This window comes from Pseudomonas xanthosomatis (assembly GCF_019139835.1).
Classification (GTDB): Bacteria; Pseudomonadota; Gammaproteobacteria; order Pseudomonadales; family Pseudomonadaceae; genus Aquipseudomonas; species Aquipseudomonas fakonensis.
In genome coordinates, this window is record NZ_CP077075.1 from 3,185,276 (window position 1) to 3,198,233 (window position 12,958).

Annotated in this window: 9 protein-coding genes and 3 pseudogenes; 6 read left to right on the forward strand and 6 right to left on the reverse strand. The window is 63.6% G+C overall.

Annotated features, from left to right (window positions below):
- Positions 1-55: 55 nt before the first annotated feature.
- Positions 56-562 (forward strand): DMT family transporter, encoded by a 507-nt coding sequence (locus KSS93_RS14260; protein WP_217884658.1) that lies wholly within the window; start codon positions 56-58, stop codon positions 560-562.
- A 7-nt stretch (positions 563-569) separates the two neighbouring features.
- Here KSS93_RS14260 and KSS93_RS14265 read toward each other — a convergent pair whose 3' ends face one another.
- Positions 570-1,475, reverse strand: a complete 906-nt coding sequence (locus KSS93_RS14265; RefSeq protein ID WP_217884659.1) for a LysR family transcriptional regulator — start codon at positions 1,473-1,475, stop codon at positions 570-572.
- Between the two features lie 93 nt (positions 1,476-1,568).
- A complete protein-coding gene (locus tag KSS93_RS14270; RefSeq protein WP_217884660.1) occupies positions 1,569-2,351 on the reverse strand; it encodes a hypothetical protein in 783 nt (260 codons plus the stop codon).
- Between the two features lie 161 nt (positions 2,352-2,512).
- Between KSS93_RS14270 and KSS93_RS14275 the strand changes: the two genes are divergently transcribed.
- From KSS93_RS14275 to KSS93_RS14285, 3 genes and pseudogenes are all read left to right on the forward strand, one after another.
- Positions 2,513-3,760, forward strand: a complete 1,248-nt coding sequence (locus KSS93_RS14275) for an IS256 family transposase (RefSeq protein WP_217884661.1) — start codon at positions 2,513-2,515, stop codon at positions 3,758-3,760.
- A 280-nt stretch (positions 3,761-4,040) separates the two neighbouring features.
- A pseudogene (locus KSS93_RS14280) lies at positions 4,041-4,313 on the forward strand (DUF3300 domain-containing protein); the annotation flags it as partial.
- A 153-nt stretch (positions 4,314-4,466) separates the two neighbouring features.
- Positions 4,467-6,079: pseudogene (locus KSS93_RS14285) on the forward strand (monovalent cation:proton antiporter-2 (CPA2) family protein); the annotation flags it as partial.
- A gap of 147 nt (positions 6,080-6,226) precedes the next feature.
- Here the strand turns inward: KSS93_RS14285 and KSS93_RS14290 are convergent.
- Positions 6,227-6,472 (reverse strand): hypothetical protein, encoded by a 246-nt coding sequence (locus tag KSS93_RS14290; protein WP_217884662.1) that lies wholly within the window; start codon positions 6,470-6,472, stop codon positions 6,227-6,229.
- A gap of 841 nt (positions 6,473-7,313) precedes the next feature.
- Positions 7,314-8,489, reverse strand: a pseudogene (locus KSS93_RS14295) (integrase core domain-containing protein).
- Positions 8,490-8,778: 289 nt separating this feature from the next.
- Between KSS93_RS14295 and KSS93_RS14300 the strand changes: the two are divergent.
- Together KSS93_RS14300 and KSS93_RS14305 are read left to right on the forward strand one after the other, a co-directional pair.
- Positions 8,779-9,030: a VOC family protein gene (locus KSS93_RS14300; protein WP_225917181.1), complete on the forward strand. Its 252-nt coding sequence runs from the start codon at positions 8,779-8,781 to the stop codon at positions 9,028-9,030.
- 160 nt (positions 9,031-9,190) lie between these two features.
- Positions 9,191-9,670: a VOC family protein gene (locus tag KSS93_RS14305; RefSeq protein ID WP_217884664.1), complete on the forward strand. Its 480-nt coding sequence runs from the start codon at positions 9,191-9,193 to the stop codon at positions 9,668-9,670.
- A gap of 40 nt (positions 9,671-9,710) precedes the next feature.
- Here the strand turns inward: KSS93_RS14305 and yddG are convergent, their stop codons facing one another.
- Both yddG and KSS93_RS14315 read right to left on the reverse strand, forming a co-directional pair.
- Positions 9,711-10,610, reverse strand: coding sequence for an aromatic amino acid DMT transporter YddG (gene yddG / locus KSS93_RS14310; protein ID WP_302474045.1), 900 nt, complete (start codon positions 10,608-10,610; stop codon positions 9,711-9,713).
- A 169-nt stretch (positions 10,611-10,779) separates the two neighbouring features.
- Positions 10,780-12,942, reverse strand: coding sequence for a TonB-dependent siderophore receptor (locus tag KSS93_RS14315; RefSeq protein WP_217884665.1), 2,163 nt, complete (start codon positions 12,940-12,942; stop codon positions 10,780-10,782).
- Between the last annotated feature and the right edge of the window lie 16 nt (positions 12,943-12,958).

Consider the following 12,958-nt stretch of genomic DNA (forward strand, 5'->3'; position numbering starts at 1 on the left):
ATCAGCAATCCATATTGCGCAAGCTTTGCCCATTCCCCCTGTTCAGAGGTGCTCCATGTTCAGCAAAGCCGCACTGCTCGCCATCATCCCCGCCGGCCTGGCCCTGCTGGCCGGCGTTGTCCTGCCGTTTCAGGCGGCCAGCAATGCCGCGGTCGGCCGTGCGCTGGGGCACCCGTTGTGGGGCGCGCTGACTTCGCTGCTGGTGAGCACGGCAGTGGTGGTGGCGGCCTTGCTGGTATTGCGGGTGTCGGCGCCGAACCTGGGCAAGGCCCTGCAGGGGCCCTGGTGGCTGTGGGTGGGTGGCGTTTTGGGTGCGCTCTATGTGGCAGCCGCTGCAGCCTTGACGCCCAAGCTGGGGGCGGCGGGGTTCCTGTTGCTGGTGGTGGCCGGGCAGATCATCACCTCGGTGGTGGTGGACCATTTCGGTTTGATGGGGCTGGCGCAGAAGCCGGTTAACCTGGCCAGGGTGCTGGGTGTGCTGCTGATCATCGGCGGTGTGCTGCTGGTGCAGGGCGCTGGTGCATCGGCCGCCAGCGCATGGGCTTTGCCGGGCGGCAAGTGAACGGCGTTCAGCGGGGTTGGCTGCAGGCGTACAGCGTTTCGCGCAGCCAGCGGTGAGCCGGGTCGTTGTCCTTGCGTGAGTGCCAGACCTGCCGGTAGGCGATCGGCGGCAGCGGGAAGGGCGGGGTAAAGGACGCGAGTGTGTCGAAGCGCGCCACCGATGTGGCTGCGCGGCTGGCCACGGTGAGCACCAGGTCGGTGCCGGGCAGCACCTCCAGGGCGGCGCTCCAGTGTGGCAGGGCCAGGGCGATATGCCGGCTGTAGCCATGCGCTGCCAGGGCGCGCTCGATCTCGTCGAAGGCATCGGGGCGCATGGCCATCAGCACATGCGGCCGGGCCAGCCACTGCTCAAGCGACAGCGCGCCGTTGGCCGGCAGGGTACTGCGCTCGGCGACGCTGACGAAGTCCTCGCTGAACAGCGCCTGCGAGTTGATGTCGGCGGGCACTTCGTTGAACACACCCAGTGCCAGGTCCAGCTCGCCGTCCTGCAGTTGCCCCATCATCACTTCGCGGCTGGCCTGACTGATGGCCAGGTCAATGCCGGGCGCGGTGTTGCGCAGGTGCTGCACCAGCGCTGGCAGGATGATCCGCGAGGCGTAGTCCGACAGCGACAGGCGAAAGCGCCGCTTGGCCTGGGCCGGGTCGAATACTGGCGTTGCGAGCAGGCCGTTGAGGCTGGCCAGGGCGTCCTGCAGCGGCCCGGCCAGGGCCTGGGCGCGGCTGGTGAGGGCCATGCGGCCTTGCTGGCGCACCAGCAGCGGGTCATCGAAGTGCACGCGCAGTTGCGCCAGGGCATGGCTGACCGCCGGCTGGCTGCGGTGCAGGCGCACGGCGGCGCGGGTGACGTGTTTTTCCACCAGCAGGGCGTTGAGGGCCAGCAGCAGGTTCAGGTCGATCTTGCGCAGTTCGTCCATGGGGGAGGGCCCAGGTTGACGGAGGGTATTTTGTGGGAATGGCTGTTATGTGCTGCCTGTACCGGCCGTGCGAGACGATATGGCGGGGCTCGCTCAGCGCGCCACGGCCTGCTCGATCAGCAGCTTCCAGTTTTGCGCTTCCTGCCAGTCGTCAGCGAATGGCAGCTGCACCCAGAACGGGTGATGCCCTTCGCATTGCAACTGCAGGTGCAGCGTGAAGCTGCGCACGGTGGTGCTGCTGGTCGTGGTGGTGGAGCGGGACTTGCCGCTGCCGAGCATGCCCCAGCTGTTGGTGAACGCATAGATGTTGCGCCGGCCGTGCTTGGTGGTGGTGTTGCTGGTCGTGGTGGTGCTGGCCTGTTCGTCGACATACACCTGCTTGACCACCCGGGCGGCGTCCATCAGTGCATGCTGTTCGCCGCTTTGGTCGGCCAGCAGGTACAGCGTGCGGCTGTCGGTGAACACTCCCAGCATGCGCCCGCCACGGGTGACCCAGCGGTAGGCGCCGAGCGCCTGGCTGGCCATGAACGCCTTGCCGGCTTCGCGCCGCACTTCGTCGGCCTGGCGCCAGGCCTTGTCCACGGCCCACTGCTGCGGGCGCCACAGCAGCGACACCGGCCGGTACAGGTAACCCAGGAAGCAGAACATGATCACCGCCAGGATCGGCCCGCCGATGTAGTGGCCGGCCCAGACCCAGCTGACCAGCCAGTAAAGACAGAACGCCGAAGTCACCATCAAAAAAGCCGCACTGATGGTGCGGATGCGCTGGGCCAGGCGGGTTTCGGCCTGTTGCAGTTTGGCCAGGGCGTCGCTCAGCGGGGCGGGGGTGGCGGTGAGGGTGGTGTCGGGAGCGGGGGCGAGTTGTTGGGTGGTCATGGTGCTTCCTGCAGGTGGCGGACAACGGCCGGGGAGTATACCGGTGGTTAGAGCGGGGTTGGGGGCGGGGGCCTGGTTTTGCTAACTGGGTTGGTTTTTTGCAGGTTTGGAGGGTGTCAGAAATTTTGTGTTCGGGCATAACATGAGTAAGAGGTGCATGTATGCCAACCAAAAAGAAACCCCTGCGTGACCTGCCCCAAATCCCCAAAGAGCTGCTAGAGCAGTTCGGTGAGGGCCTGATGACTGCCGAAGCTATCGAGGATGCCTCTGCGGCGTTCAAGAAGGCCCTGATCGAACGCGCCCTGAGTGCCGAGCTGGGCCATCACCTGGGTTATCCGCCGGGCGCGCAGCGCCCAGAGGATGAAACCAATCAACGTAACGGCAAGAGTGGCAAGACTGTTTTAACCGGGGACGGCCCATTGCGGCTGGATATCCCCCGTGACCGAGACGGCAGTTTTGCGCCCATTCTGATTCCCAAGCATGAGCGGCGTTACACCGGTTTCGATGACAAGATCATCGCCATGTATGCACGTGGGATGACGGTCAGAGAGATCCGCGCCTTTTTGTCCGAGCAGTACGGGACGGATGTTTCACCCGATTTCATCAGCTCTGTGACCGCCGAGGTCATGGAAGAAATCGGCGCGTGGCAGCAGCGGCCGCTTGAGCCTATGTACCCGGTCATTTTCTTTGATGCATTGCGGGTGAAGATCCGTGAGGAAGGCCTGGTGCGCAACAAGGCCATTTACCTGGCGCTGGGCGTTCTGCCGGACGGGACGCGCGATATCTTGGGCATCTGGATTGAGAACACCGAGGGTGCGAAGTTCTGGATGAAGGTGTTCAACGACCTCAAGACGCGAGGTGTCGACGATGTCCTTATTGCCGTGACCGATGGTCTTAAAGGCATGCCAGAGGCCCTCAGCGCAGTGTTTCCAGAGACGACGCTACAGACGTGCATCGTCCACCTGATCCGCAACAGCCTGGACTTTGCAGCCTGGGACAAGCGGCGGGCACTGGCCAAGGCGCTCAAGCCGATCTACCAGGCCATCAATGCCGAAGCGGCTGAGCAGGCGCTCGATGAGTTTGAAAGTGGGCCTTGGGGCAAGCAATATCCAACGGTCGTTGCGGCCTGGAGACGCGCTTGGGATCGAGTGATCCCCTTCTTTGTCTTCCCGCCGGCCATCCGGAAAGTGATTTACACCACCAATGCCATCGAAAGCATCAATGCCCAGCTGCGCAAGATCATCAAGACCCGGGGTCATTTCCCGAACGATGAAGCAGCCACCAAGCTGATCTGGCTGGGTCTGAGAAACATCACGGCGAACTGGGGCTCAGCGGCGCATGATTGGAAAAGTGCGATGAATCAATTCGCGATTTTGTACGGGGATCGATTCATCAGGCCAACCTGGTGAAAATCAGGGCCTGCTTGACGGCAGGCCGCTACCGGCCCGCACACAAAAAAACTGACACTCCCGGTTTGGGTTGCAACCCAAACCCTCTGCTACCCTTGACCTTCAGCACTGAGGCTGAAAGACAGTCGCTCGCCGTACCAGCGTTCACCTCCCTGGCTCCCGCCCCTCATTTCGAGCGTGACAACCCACCTGGGAGATGTGTATGCGCCCGCGATTCACCGCTGTGCTGGCAGTGACGCTGTTCTTGCAAGGCGCCCCGGCCCTTGCCGAAACACCCGACCCCGGCCCGGCCGCGCCCGCCGGCGACAACCAAAGCAGCCAGGGCAACCAGACCATCATCATCCAGCCTGCCGACCCGCAAACCGTCTACGTACCCAGCTACAACCCCAACGCCAGCTACGGCACCTGGCCTTATCCGGCCTCGCCGCCAACCTATTACCCGCCACCCCCCACCTGGTACCCAGGCTCGGCGCTGGTGGCCGGGCTGGCCTTCGGCACCGGGGTTGCGATCGTCGCCTCGCTGCGGGGCAATTGCGACTGGAACGACACCGACAACATACCCGGCGAATTGCACCACCCCCTGTAGGAGCCGCCTTGCCGGCGACAGGGCCGGTGAGGCTGGCACACCTTTTGTGGCCTGTGCGGGCCTCATCGCCAGCAAGCCGGTACCTGCAGAAAGCGCGTACAAGACCAACGGAGGGCACACATGCCACATGACGGCAGCCTGTTGCAGGCCACGGTGGTATTCCTGCTGGCAGTAGTGATTCTGGTACCGCTGGCCCAGCGCCTGAAGCTGGGGGCAGTGCCAGGTTACCTGCTGGCCGGCATCCTTATCGGCCCTCGGTGCTGGGGCTGATCGACAACCCGCACAACGTCGCGCGGCTATCGGAAATGGGCGTGGTGATGCTGCTGTTCGTCATTGGCCTGGAGCTGTCGCCGCGGCGCCTGTGGACCCTGCGCCAGGCCTTGTTCGGGGTGGGCTCGCTGCAGGTCGGGTTGACCGCCGCGGTACTCGGGCTGCTGGCCTGGCTGCTGTTCGGGCAGCTCCCGGCGGCGGCGGCGGTGCTGGGCCTGGGCCTGGCGCTGTCGTCCACGGCCTTTGGCTTGCAGGTGCTGGCCGAGCGCAAGGAGCTGGGCAAGGCCCATGGCCGCCTGGCGGTGGCCATTTTGCTGTTTCAGGACATCGCCGCCATCCCGCTGATCGCCGTGGTGCCGCTGCTCGGTGGCAGCGTCAGTACCGCCGACGAAGGCGCCTGGCCGCTGCTGGCGGTGCTGCTGGGTATTGCGGTGGTGGTGATCGCCGGGCGCTACCTGCTGCGCCCGGTGTTCCGCTGGACGGTGGGCAGCGGCCTGCACGAGCTGTCGACCGCCACCGCGTTGTTGCTGGTACTGGGCACCGCCTGGCTGATGGAACAGGTGGGCGTGTCGATGGCGCTGGGGGCGTTTCTGGCCGGGGTGCTGATGGCTGAGTCGGAGTTCCGCCATGAGCTTGAGTCGCAGATCGAGCCGCTCAAGGGGCTGCTGCTGGGGCTGTTTTTCGTCGGTGTGGGCATGACCGCCGACCTGCGCCTGCTGGCCGGCATGCCGTTGCAGGTGCTGGGCCTGACCGTGCTGTTGGTGGCGGTCAAGCTGCCGCTGCTGTGGGGCATAGGCCGCGCGTTCGGCGGCCTTGGCCGCCCGCAGGCACTGTGCCTGGCGGTGGTGCTGGCCTCTGGCGGCGAGTTTGCCTTGGTGGTGTTCAAGCTGGGCCTGCAACACCAGGTGCTGGCCCGGCAACTGCGCCCGGCGCCTGCGGCGGGTGGCGAGCAGCCGCTGCCGGAACCGCAGGAGGCCCCCCAGGTGGTGATCGCCGGCTTTGGCCGGCTGGGCCGGGCTATCGGCCGCATGCTGCACGCCGAAGGGGTGCGCGTGGTGGCCCTGGACGCCTCGGCCGAGGCCTTGGCGCGCAAGCCACGCCAGCGTGGCGACGGGCCGAGGGTGTTCTATGGCGACCCGTCGCGCTCGGAGATCTTGCGCGCCGCCAAAGTGGGGGAGGCGGCCCTGGTGATCGTCGCAGCCGACGATGCCCACAGCAACCAGAAGACCGTCGAGGTGCTGGTGCAGCAGTACCCGCGGCTGGAGGTGATCGCCGCCGCGCGCAACCACCGTGATGTGCTGCGCCTGCTCGACCAGGGGGTGAACCCGGTGCGCGAGACCTTCCATTGCAGCCTGGAAATGGCCCGCCGGGCCTTCATCGCCCTGGGCCGCAGCGAGGCGCAGGCGGCAGCCTGGGTGCAGCGCTACCAGCAGCAGGAGGCGCACTGGCTGCTGGAGCAGCACCACCAGGGCGCGGCGGTGGATGAGGATGTGCTGCCCGGCGCCGACCCGCACTGAACAACCAACCCGCAGGTGGACCATGCAGCCTGGTTTGAAACTGTACAGCGCGCTGTCGTGCGGTTTGCTCGATGTGCTGATAAAGGCCGGTGGTTACAGGTAAGGCGTCTGGCTGGCGGTTGTGGCGGTGTCGGTGATCACCTGCTCCTGGCCCGAGCGCAGTACGGTCAGCCGGCGGCGTTCGTAGTCTTCCTGGCTCAGGCCCTGGCGCTGCAGCGCTTCGAGTTGCAGTTGGCGGGTTTCTTCGGCGGTGTAGGGGCGCAGCTCGGGGTGGTTGGCGCAGCCGCTGAACACAGTGACGGCGAGGGCGGCTAGCAGCAGGCGGGCGGTGGTGTTCATTGGGGGCTTTCCATCAGCGGGGGAGTCGATGGGGAAAGGTTATGGTGCGGGGCTGGTGTTGAGAAATTGGCTGGCTTGATAGTGACTATTGAGGTTGGTGGGGGGTAGGGTGGTGATCTGCGTGATCTGGTTGGTTTTGGTAGTTTTATGCGCATTCATTTGCTGTGTTGACGCTTATTCACCTTTCCGCCCTTACGGCGTCTCACTTTTTGAAGGATCAAAAAGTAAGCAAAAAATCCTCGCTCCATTCATCCGGCCCCCTGCGCTGCGCTCCGGGGGTTCCCTCACTCCGGGCTTGCTCCGGGGGGACGCGCCGACGGGCCGTCCCTGGCCCGATCGGCGCTCGACCGACATCCATGCCGGTCGCCCCCCTACGCAATCCCTGCGTTCGGCCTCCTGAAGTCGCGAAGTTAGGGGCGGCGCCTGGGCTGGCGCAGCTAACCGCTAGTTGCCAGCGTGGGACCTCAGGCTTGCCCCGCGATGGCGTCAGAACAAACAACACATCAACAACAATCAAACCAACATCCCCGCTGTTGATCTGGCTGTTGATCTGGCTGTTGATCTGGCTGTTGATCTGGCTGTTGATCTGGCTGTTGATCTTGCTTCTAAGTGCGCGGAAGTTCAGGCAACACAAATCGCGACTTCAGGAGGCCGAGCGTAGGGATTGCGTAGGAGGGCGACCGGCATGGATGCCGGTCGAGCGCCGATCGGGCCAGGGACGGCCCGTCGGCGCGTACCTCCGGAGCAAGCCCGGAGCGAGGGAACCCCCGAAGCGCAGCGTAGGGGGCCGGATGATGGGAGCAGTGTACGGGTCACCCACATGGGTTACACAAAAGTTCGCTCACATAGGTGACAACACCTGAAGTGTTACATAACCATCATCGGCATCTCGCTCATCGATCCTGCCGAGAATGATTGGGCCGAAAATAACATCCCACACCCCATCCCCGACTTGCTCCAGCCCAATGGTCTGATGCTTGAGCACGTAACCTACATAGATCCTCAAACCCCGGCGGTTGACGATGCCACTGCGATCAGCTGGCAGGCTCTCGATATGACTGGGGTAAGTCATTTCAGGTAGTTTTTCCGGGAACGGGCGTGGCGAAGGCTGGTAGCAGGACGCTGGTGTTTTCTGCTTCAGTGCTTCGTGGAGCCGCTCGTAATTGTAGTGTTGCCGGAAGCGGTCGAAGTGCCGTTGTTGAGCCTCCCAAGCCACTGCGGGCGGTGACGGAAGCGTACTTTTGAGTGTTCGGTGCATACGCTCGTGCCGACCATTTTGCTCCGGTCTGCCAGGCGCAATACGTTCAGGAATGATGCCTAGGCGCAGCCACCAGATGGACAGCTGGGAGAGCCCTGCACGCCCTTTACTGGCAAACGGCACGCCGTTATCGGTCCGGATACGTTCAGGTAGCCCGTTTTCACGAAAGACCTCAGTGAACACAGCCTGTGTCTCCAGAAAGTTCGTATTGGCCATGCTGTGGCACGCGAGCAAGAAGCGACTGGCGTGATCCATGATCGTCAACGGATAGCACCAGACCCCAGCTCCTGTCAGAAACTGGCCTTTGTAGTCCGCAGTGAAGAGCTGATTGGGCGACTCCGCCTTTTCAAGCGGCTTGGGATAGACCGCTACGCGCTGACGCAGGCGCCGCGGCTTGATCAGCTCGGCTTTCTTGAGGATGTTGTAGATCGTTGTCTTGGAGGGAGGCGCCTGGTCAGGAAAACGTTCCTGCAATGCGGCCTGGATCTTTGGGCCCAGGCTCCGTCTGGCCCTTGCCGCGTAATTCGATAATGGCCTCGCGAACGGCGACGGGTACAACCAATCTTGCGTCAGCCGGCGACGGCTACGTTCCTCTAGGCCTGCTGGGCCAGCTTTCTCGAAACGCTCGACCCATTTGTAACCGGTCTTTCGACTGATCTCGTAGGCCTCGCAAAGGGCGCTGAAGCTAGGCGCCCCCTGGAGATAGTCAGCGATGAAAAGCACTTTCATGTCCATAGGTTTCAGCTCTCGCCAAGGCATGGTCAGATCCTCGAAAAACCGACCATGCCAGTTAAAAACTGTTACCTATGTGCGTGAACTGATTTGTAACCCATGTGGGTGAGTCATACCGCAGGGATTTTTTGGTGACTTTTTGATCCTTCAAAAAGTTACCCGCCGTAAGGGCGGAAAGGTGACGAAAAGCCGCTATCGTCAACGAATGTGCATACATCTTCTGAAGAAATCACCATAAGCCCCGAACCCGAACCCGAACCCGAACCCGAACCCGAACCCGAACCCGAACCCGAACCCCAAAAACCAGCGAGCCCCCATGCCCATAGCCCTGCTACTCCACACCACCAACCTAGAAACCACCCGCACCCACTACCGCGACACCCTGGACTTCACCCTAACCGACACCGCCCAATCAACCCTCACCGCCACCCTGCAAAACGCCACCCTGGTACTCACCCAGCAAAACCTATGGCAGCACCCCACCGGCTGCTCAGGCACCTTCTACCTGATCGTCGATGACATCGACCACTACCACCAGCAAGTCAAGCACCGCGCCAAAATCGCCTGACCACTGCAAAACATGCCCCATGGTTCCCGCGAATTCGGCATCCGTGACTGCAACGGCTATTAACTGGCGTTCAGCCAGCATCAAGCCCGCTGATCAGCCGGCAGAAAAAGGCCGGACAGGGGGCCTAGACTCGAGGAACCCCGCCCAGGAGCCAACGCACATGACCCCCAAGAACAGCATCTGCCTCTGGTACGACCACGACGCCGAAGAGGCCGCCAACTTCTACGCCAGCACCTTCCCCGACAGCCACGTCACCGCCGTACACAAAGCCCCAGGCGACTACCCCTCGGGCAAGGCCGGCGATGTGATCACCGTAGAATTCACCGTGATGGGCATCCCCTGCATTGGCCTCAACGGCGGCAAGGCCTTTACCCACAGCGAGGCGTTTTCGTTCCAGGTGGCTACCGACAGCCAGGCAGAAACCGACCGCTATTGGGACGCCATCGTCGGCAACGGCGGCCAGGCAAGCGTCTGCGGCTGGTGCAAGGACAAGTGGGGCCTGTCGTGGCAGATCAGCCCGCGGGTGCTCACCGAGGCGGTGGCCAGCCCCGACCGCGCAGCCGCCAAGCGCGCCTTCGACGCGATGATGGGCATGACCAAGATCGATATCGCCGCCATCGAGAAGGCTATCGCTGGGTAAACCGCGCAGCCTCTGGCTGCTGTACGGTGGCCAGGTATGTTCAGCCCTGGGCCGCCGGCTGACGGGTCGCGTGCCAGCACAGCAGCGAACCCAGGGTGACCAGCAACGCACCTTGCCAGAACTGCATGGCCAATGAGGCGCCCAGCCACAGTGCGGCAAAACCTGCCGACAGCACCGGGGCGAAGTACGAGGCGGTGGCCAGCAGGGTCAAGTTGCCGCGCAGGATGCCGATGTTCCATAGCGCATAGCCGCCGGCAATGGCCAGGCCCGCGCCCAGCAGCTCCAGGCTGGCCGCCGTGTGCGCGGCAGGCAGCAGCTCATCGCTGAAGGCGTACTTCACCCACAGCACGGCGGCAGTCAGCAGGAAGAACAGCACCACGTGGTTCTGCCCGTTGGCGTACCGCCGTGTGACGTTGCAGTACAGCGCGAAGGTCACCGCGCAGGCGGCCGCCAGCCCGTAGCCCAGCGGGTTGGATGCAAGGTTGCTGGCAAGACTCTGCAGCGACAGCCCGTCGGTGCTCACCACCCACAAGATGCCCAATAGTGCCAGGGCCGTGCCCGGCACGATGTACCAGCGCGCCGGCTGGCGGTTCATCACGATCGCCAGCACCACGGTCAGGCTCGGCCACAGGTAGTTGACTACCATCAGCTGGATCGCCTGGGTGCTGTCCAGGGCATAGCCCAGGGCCAGTGACAGGCAGATCTCGTAGGCGACGAACAGTATCGAGCCACTGACCAGGTAGAACGGCGTGGCCCTGCGCAGTCGCGGCTTGCCCAGCAAGGCCACCAGCAGCAGGGCACCGAGGGTATAGATGAGCGCGGCACCGCCGATGGCGCCGAAATGCTGGCTGACGCTGCGGATCAGGCCGGAAGCTGTGCTCCACAGCAGGATGGCGGCGAGGCCGCGGAAGGTGGCATCGCGCCCGGTGATCTTGGCCATGTTGGAGTTCGCGAGGAAAAGGCGCGAAGTCTAATGCGGTAGACAGTGTGTATACCATAGGCCGGGCGCGTCCCAGCGCTCCCACAGGGACCTTGTTAAATCAATGAGTTGCAGTTTGTTCTATGAGAGCCGGCTTGCCGGCGATAGGGCCGGCAAGCCAGGCGCGGCTTCAGAAACTGTACTTGGCCGTCAGCATGAAATTGCGCGGGTCGCCAAAGGTATCGCCGCCGTAATCCACCGACTCGGAGATCGACGAGTAGTACTTGCGATCGAAGATATTGTTGGCGTTCAGCTGCAGGTCCAGGTGCTGGCTGACCTGATACCCGGCCATCAGGTCGGTGACTGCATAGGCGCCTTGCTCCAGGCGGTAGTGGCTGACGCCGTCCTTGAGCACGATGTCGTTGTACATGCGGCTCTGCCAGGTCAGGCCACCGCCCACCCGCAGTTTTTCCAGCGGGCCCTGGAAGCGGTAGGTGGTGAACAGTTTGAACTGGTGCTCGGGGGTGTCGCTGTTGAGCGGCTTGTTGATGTTGCCGGGGTTCTTTTCATCCTTGATGGTGTGCACGCGGGCATAGGTGTAGCCACCACCGATCTGCCAGTTGTCGGTCAGCGCGCCTTGCAGCTCGAAGTCGACCCCCTGGCTGCGCACTTCGCCTGACGCCTCGTAGCAGGTCAGTTGCGGGCAGTTGACCACACCCACCTCAACCTGGCGGTTTTCCTGCTCGATGCGGAACACTGCAAGGCTCGCGTTGAGTGCGCCGTCGAAGTACTCACCCTTGATCCCCACCTCGTAGTTCTTGCCGACGATCGGGATGATCGGCGTGCCGGAGGCATCGCGACCGTCCTGTGGGGTGAAGATGTCGGTGTAGCTCAGGTACACCGAGTGGTGTTCGTCGAGGTCGTAGATCAGCCCGCCGTAGCGGGTCACGTTGCGGGTGACCTTGTAATCGCCTTTGCCATCGCCGTCGTGCTGGTCGTAGTCGTACCAGTCCAGGCGCCCGCCGAGGATCAGCTTGAGCGGGTCGGCCAAGCTCAGGCGGGTGGTGGCGTACACGCCTTCCTGCTCGATCACGTACTGGCTGTTGCTGCTGTGCAGGAAGTTAGGCTTGCCGCCGTTGAGCGGGTAGTTGGTGTCGTACGGGCTGTAGTCGCGCTCGTTCATGTCGTAGAGGCGCTTGCTGGCGCCGACCACCAGTTCGTGGCTGCGGCCAAGTGCCTGGAACGGGCCGCTGGCGAAGGCATCCACGCCCAGCTGGTTTTCGCGGTGGGCCGATTGGTAGACCGTGCGGCTTAGGTCATTGCCCGCCCAGCGCGACTGGTACGAGCCGCGGAACAACGCATTCTGCTCGCTGTAGGTGGTGTTGACCTGCAGCTTCCAGTCGTTGGCCAGTTGCTTGCGCACTTCGGCGAACAGGGTGTTGATCTCCTGGTCCTTGTTCTCCCAGTCGGTGGCCGGGTTGTACGAGCGCGACAGGTCCAGGTGGTGGCCGTCGAGCCCGACCGGGGTCGCCCCCCAAAAGAAGTTGGTCTTGTCCTTCTGGTGGGAGATGCCGAGGGTGAGGGTGGTGTCGTCGCTCAGGTCCGCTTCGGTTACCGCATAGAACAGGTCATGGTTCTCGTCCTGGCCGTCGCGGAAGCTGCGGCTGGGGTTGTACGAGGCCACCACCCGGCCGCGCAGGGTGCCGCTGTCGTTGAGCGGGCTGGAGGCGTCGATCTCGCCGCGGTAGTTGTCCCAGCTGCCGAGCGCGCCGGTGAGGGTGACCTTCTGTTCGGCCAGCGGGCGCTTGCGCACCAGGTTGATGGCCGCAGACGGCGTGCCGGCGCCGGTGACAAGGCCGGTGGAGCCGCGTACCACTTCGACCCGGTCGAACATCGCCAGGTTGGGCTGGGCGCCGACCACCCAGCCGGTGTAGGCGCTGGGGATGCCGTCGTACATGATGTTGTCGACATCGAAGCCACGGGCGGTGTAGGTCTGCCGGCCCGGGCCGTTGGACTGGTTGAGGAACAGCCCCGGCGTGTACTTGGCCACGTCGTTGATGCTCTTCATGTTCTGGTCGTCCATGCGCTGGCGGGTGATCACCGTCACCGCCTGGGGCGTTTCGCGCATGGTCAGCGGCAGCTTGGTGGCAGTGGACATGCTGCCGGTGGTGTACGACTGCGACCCTTCGGTGGTGCTGCCCAGGCTGCTGTCGTTGATGGCGGTGGCACCCAGTTCCATCACCGCAGGCGCTTGGGCCTGCTCCTCGGCGAAAGCGGGTGGCAGGGCGGCCATGCAGATGGCCATGGCCAGCAGGTTGGGCGTGAAGCGCTGGGGGGAAGGGCGAAGGGACATGCCTGAAGGGGTCCTT

Bases quoted from the DNA above. Each gene is read 5' to 3' on its own strand.
- KSS93_RS14260 (WP_217884658.1), top strand. From the start codon at position 56: ATGTTCAGCAAAGCCGCACTGCTCGCCATCATCCCCGCCGGCCTGGCC.
- KSS93_RS14265 (WP_217884659.1), bottom strand. From the start codon at position 1,475: ATGGACGAACTGCGCAAGATCGACCTGAACCTGCTGCTGGCCCTCAAC.
- KSS93_RS14270 (WP_217884660.1), bottom strand. From the start codon at position 2,351: ATGACCACCCAACAACTCGCCCCCGCTCCCGACACCACCCTCACCGCC.
- KSS93_RS14275 (WP_217884661.1), top strand. From the start codon at position 2,513: ATGCCAACCAAAAAGAAACCCCTGCGTGACCTGCCCCAAATCCCCAAA.
- KSS93_RS14290 (WP_217884662.1), bottom strand. From the start codon at position 6,472: ATGAACACCACCGCCCGCCTGCTGCTAGCCGCCCTCGCCGTCACTGTG.
- KSS93_RS14300 (WP_225917181.1), top strand. From the start codon at position 8,779: ATGCCCATAGCCCTGCTACTCCACACCACCAACCTAGAAACCACCCGC.
- KSS93_RS14305 (WP_217884664.1), top strand. From the start codon at position 9,191: ATGACCCCCAAGAACAGCATCTGCCTCTGGTACGACCACGACGCCGAA.
- yddG (WP_302474045.1), bottom strand. From the start codon at position 10,610: ATGGCCAAGATCACCGGGCGCGATGCCACCTTCCGCGGCCTCGCCGCC.
- KSS93_RS14315 (WP_217884665.1), bottom strand. From the start codon at position 12,942: ATGTCCCTTCGCCCTTCCCCCCAGCGCTTCACGCCCAACCTGCTGGCC.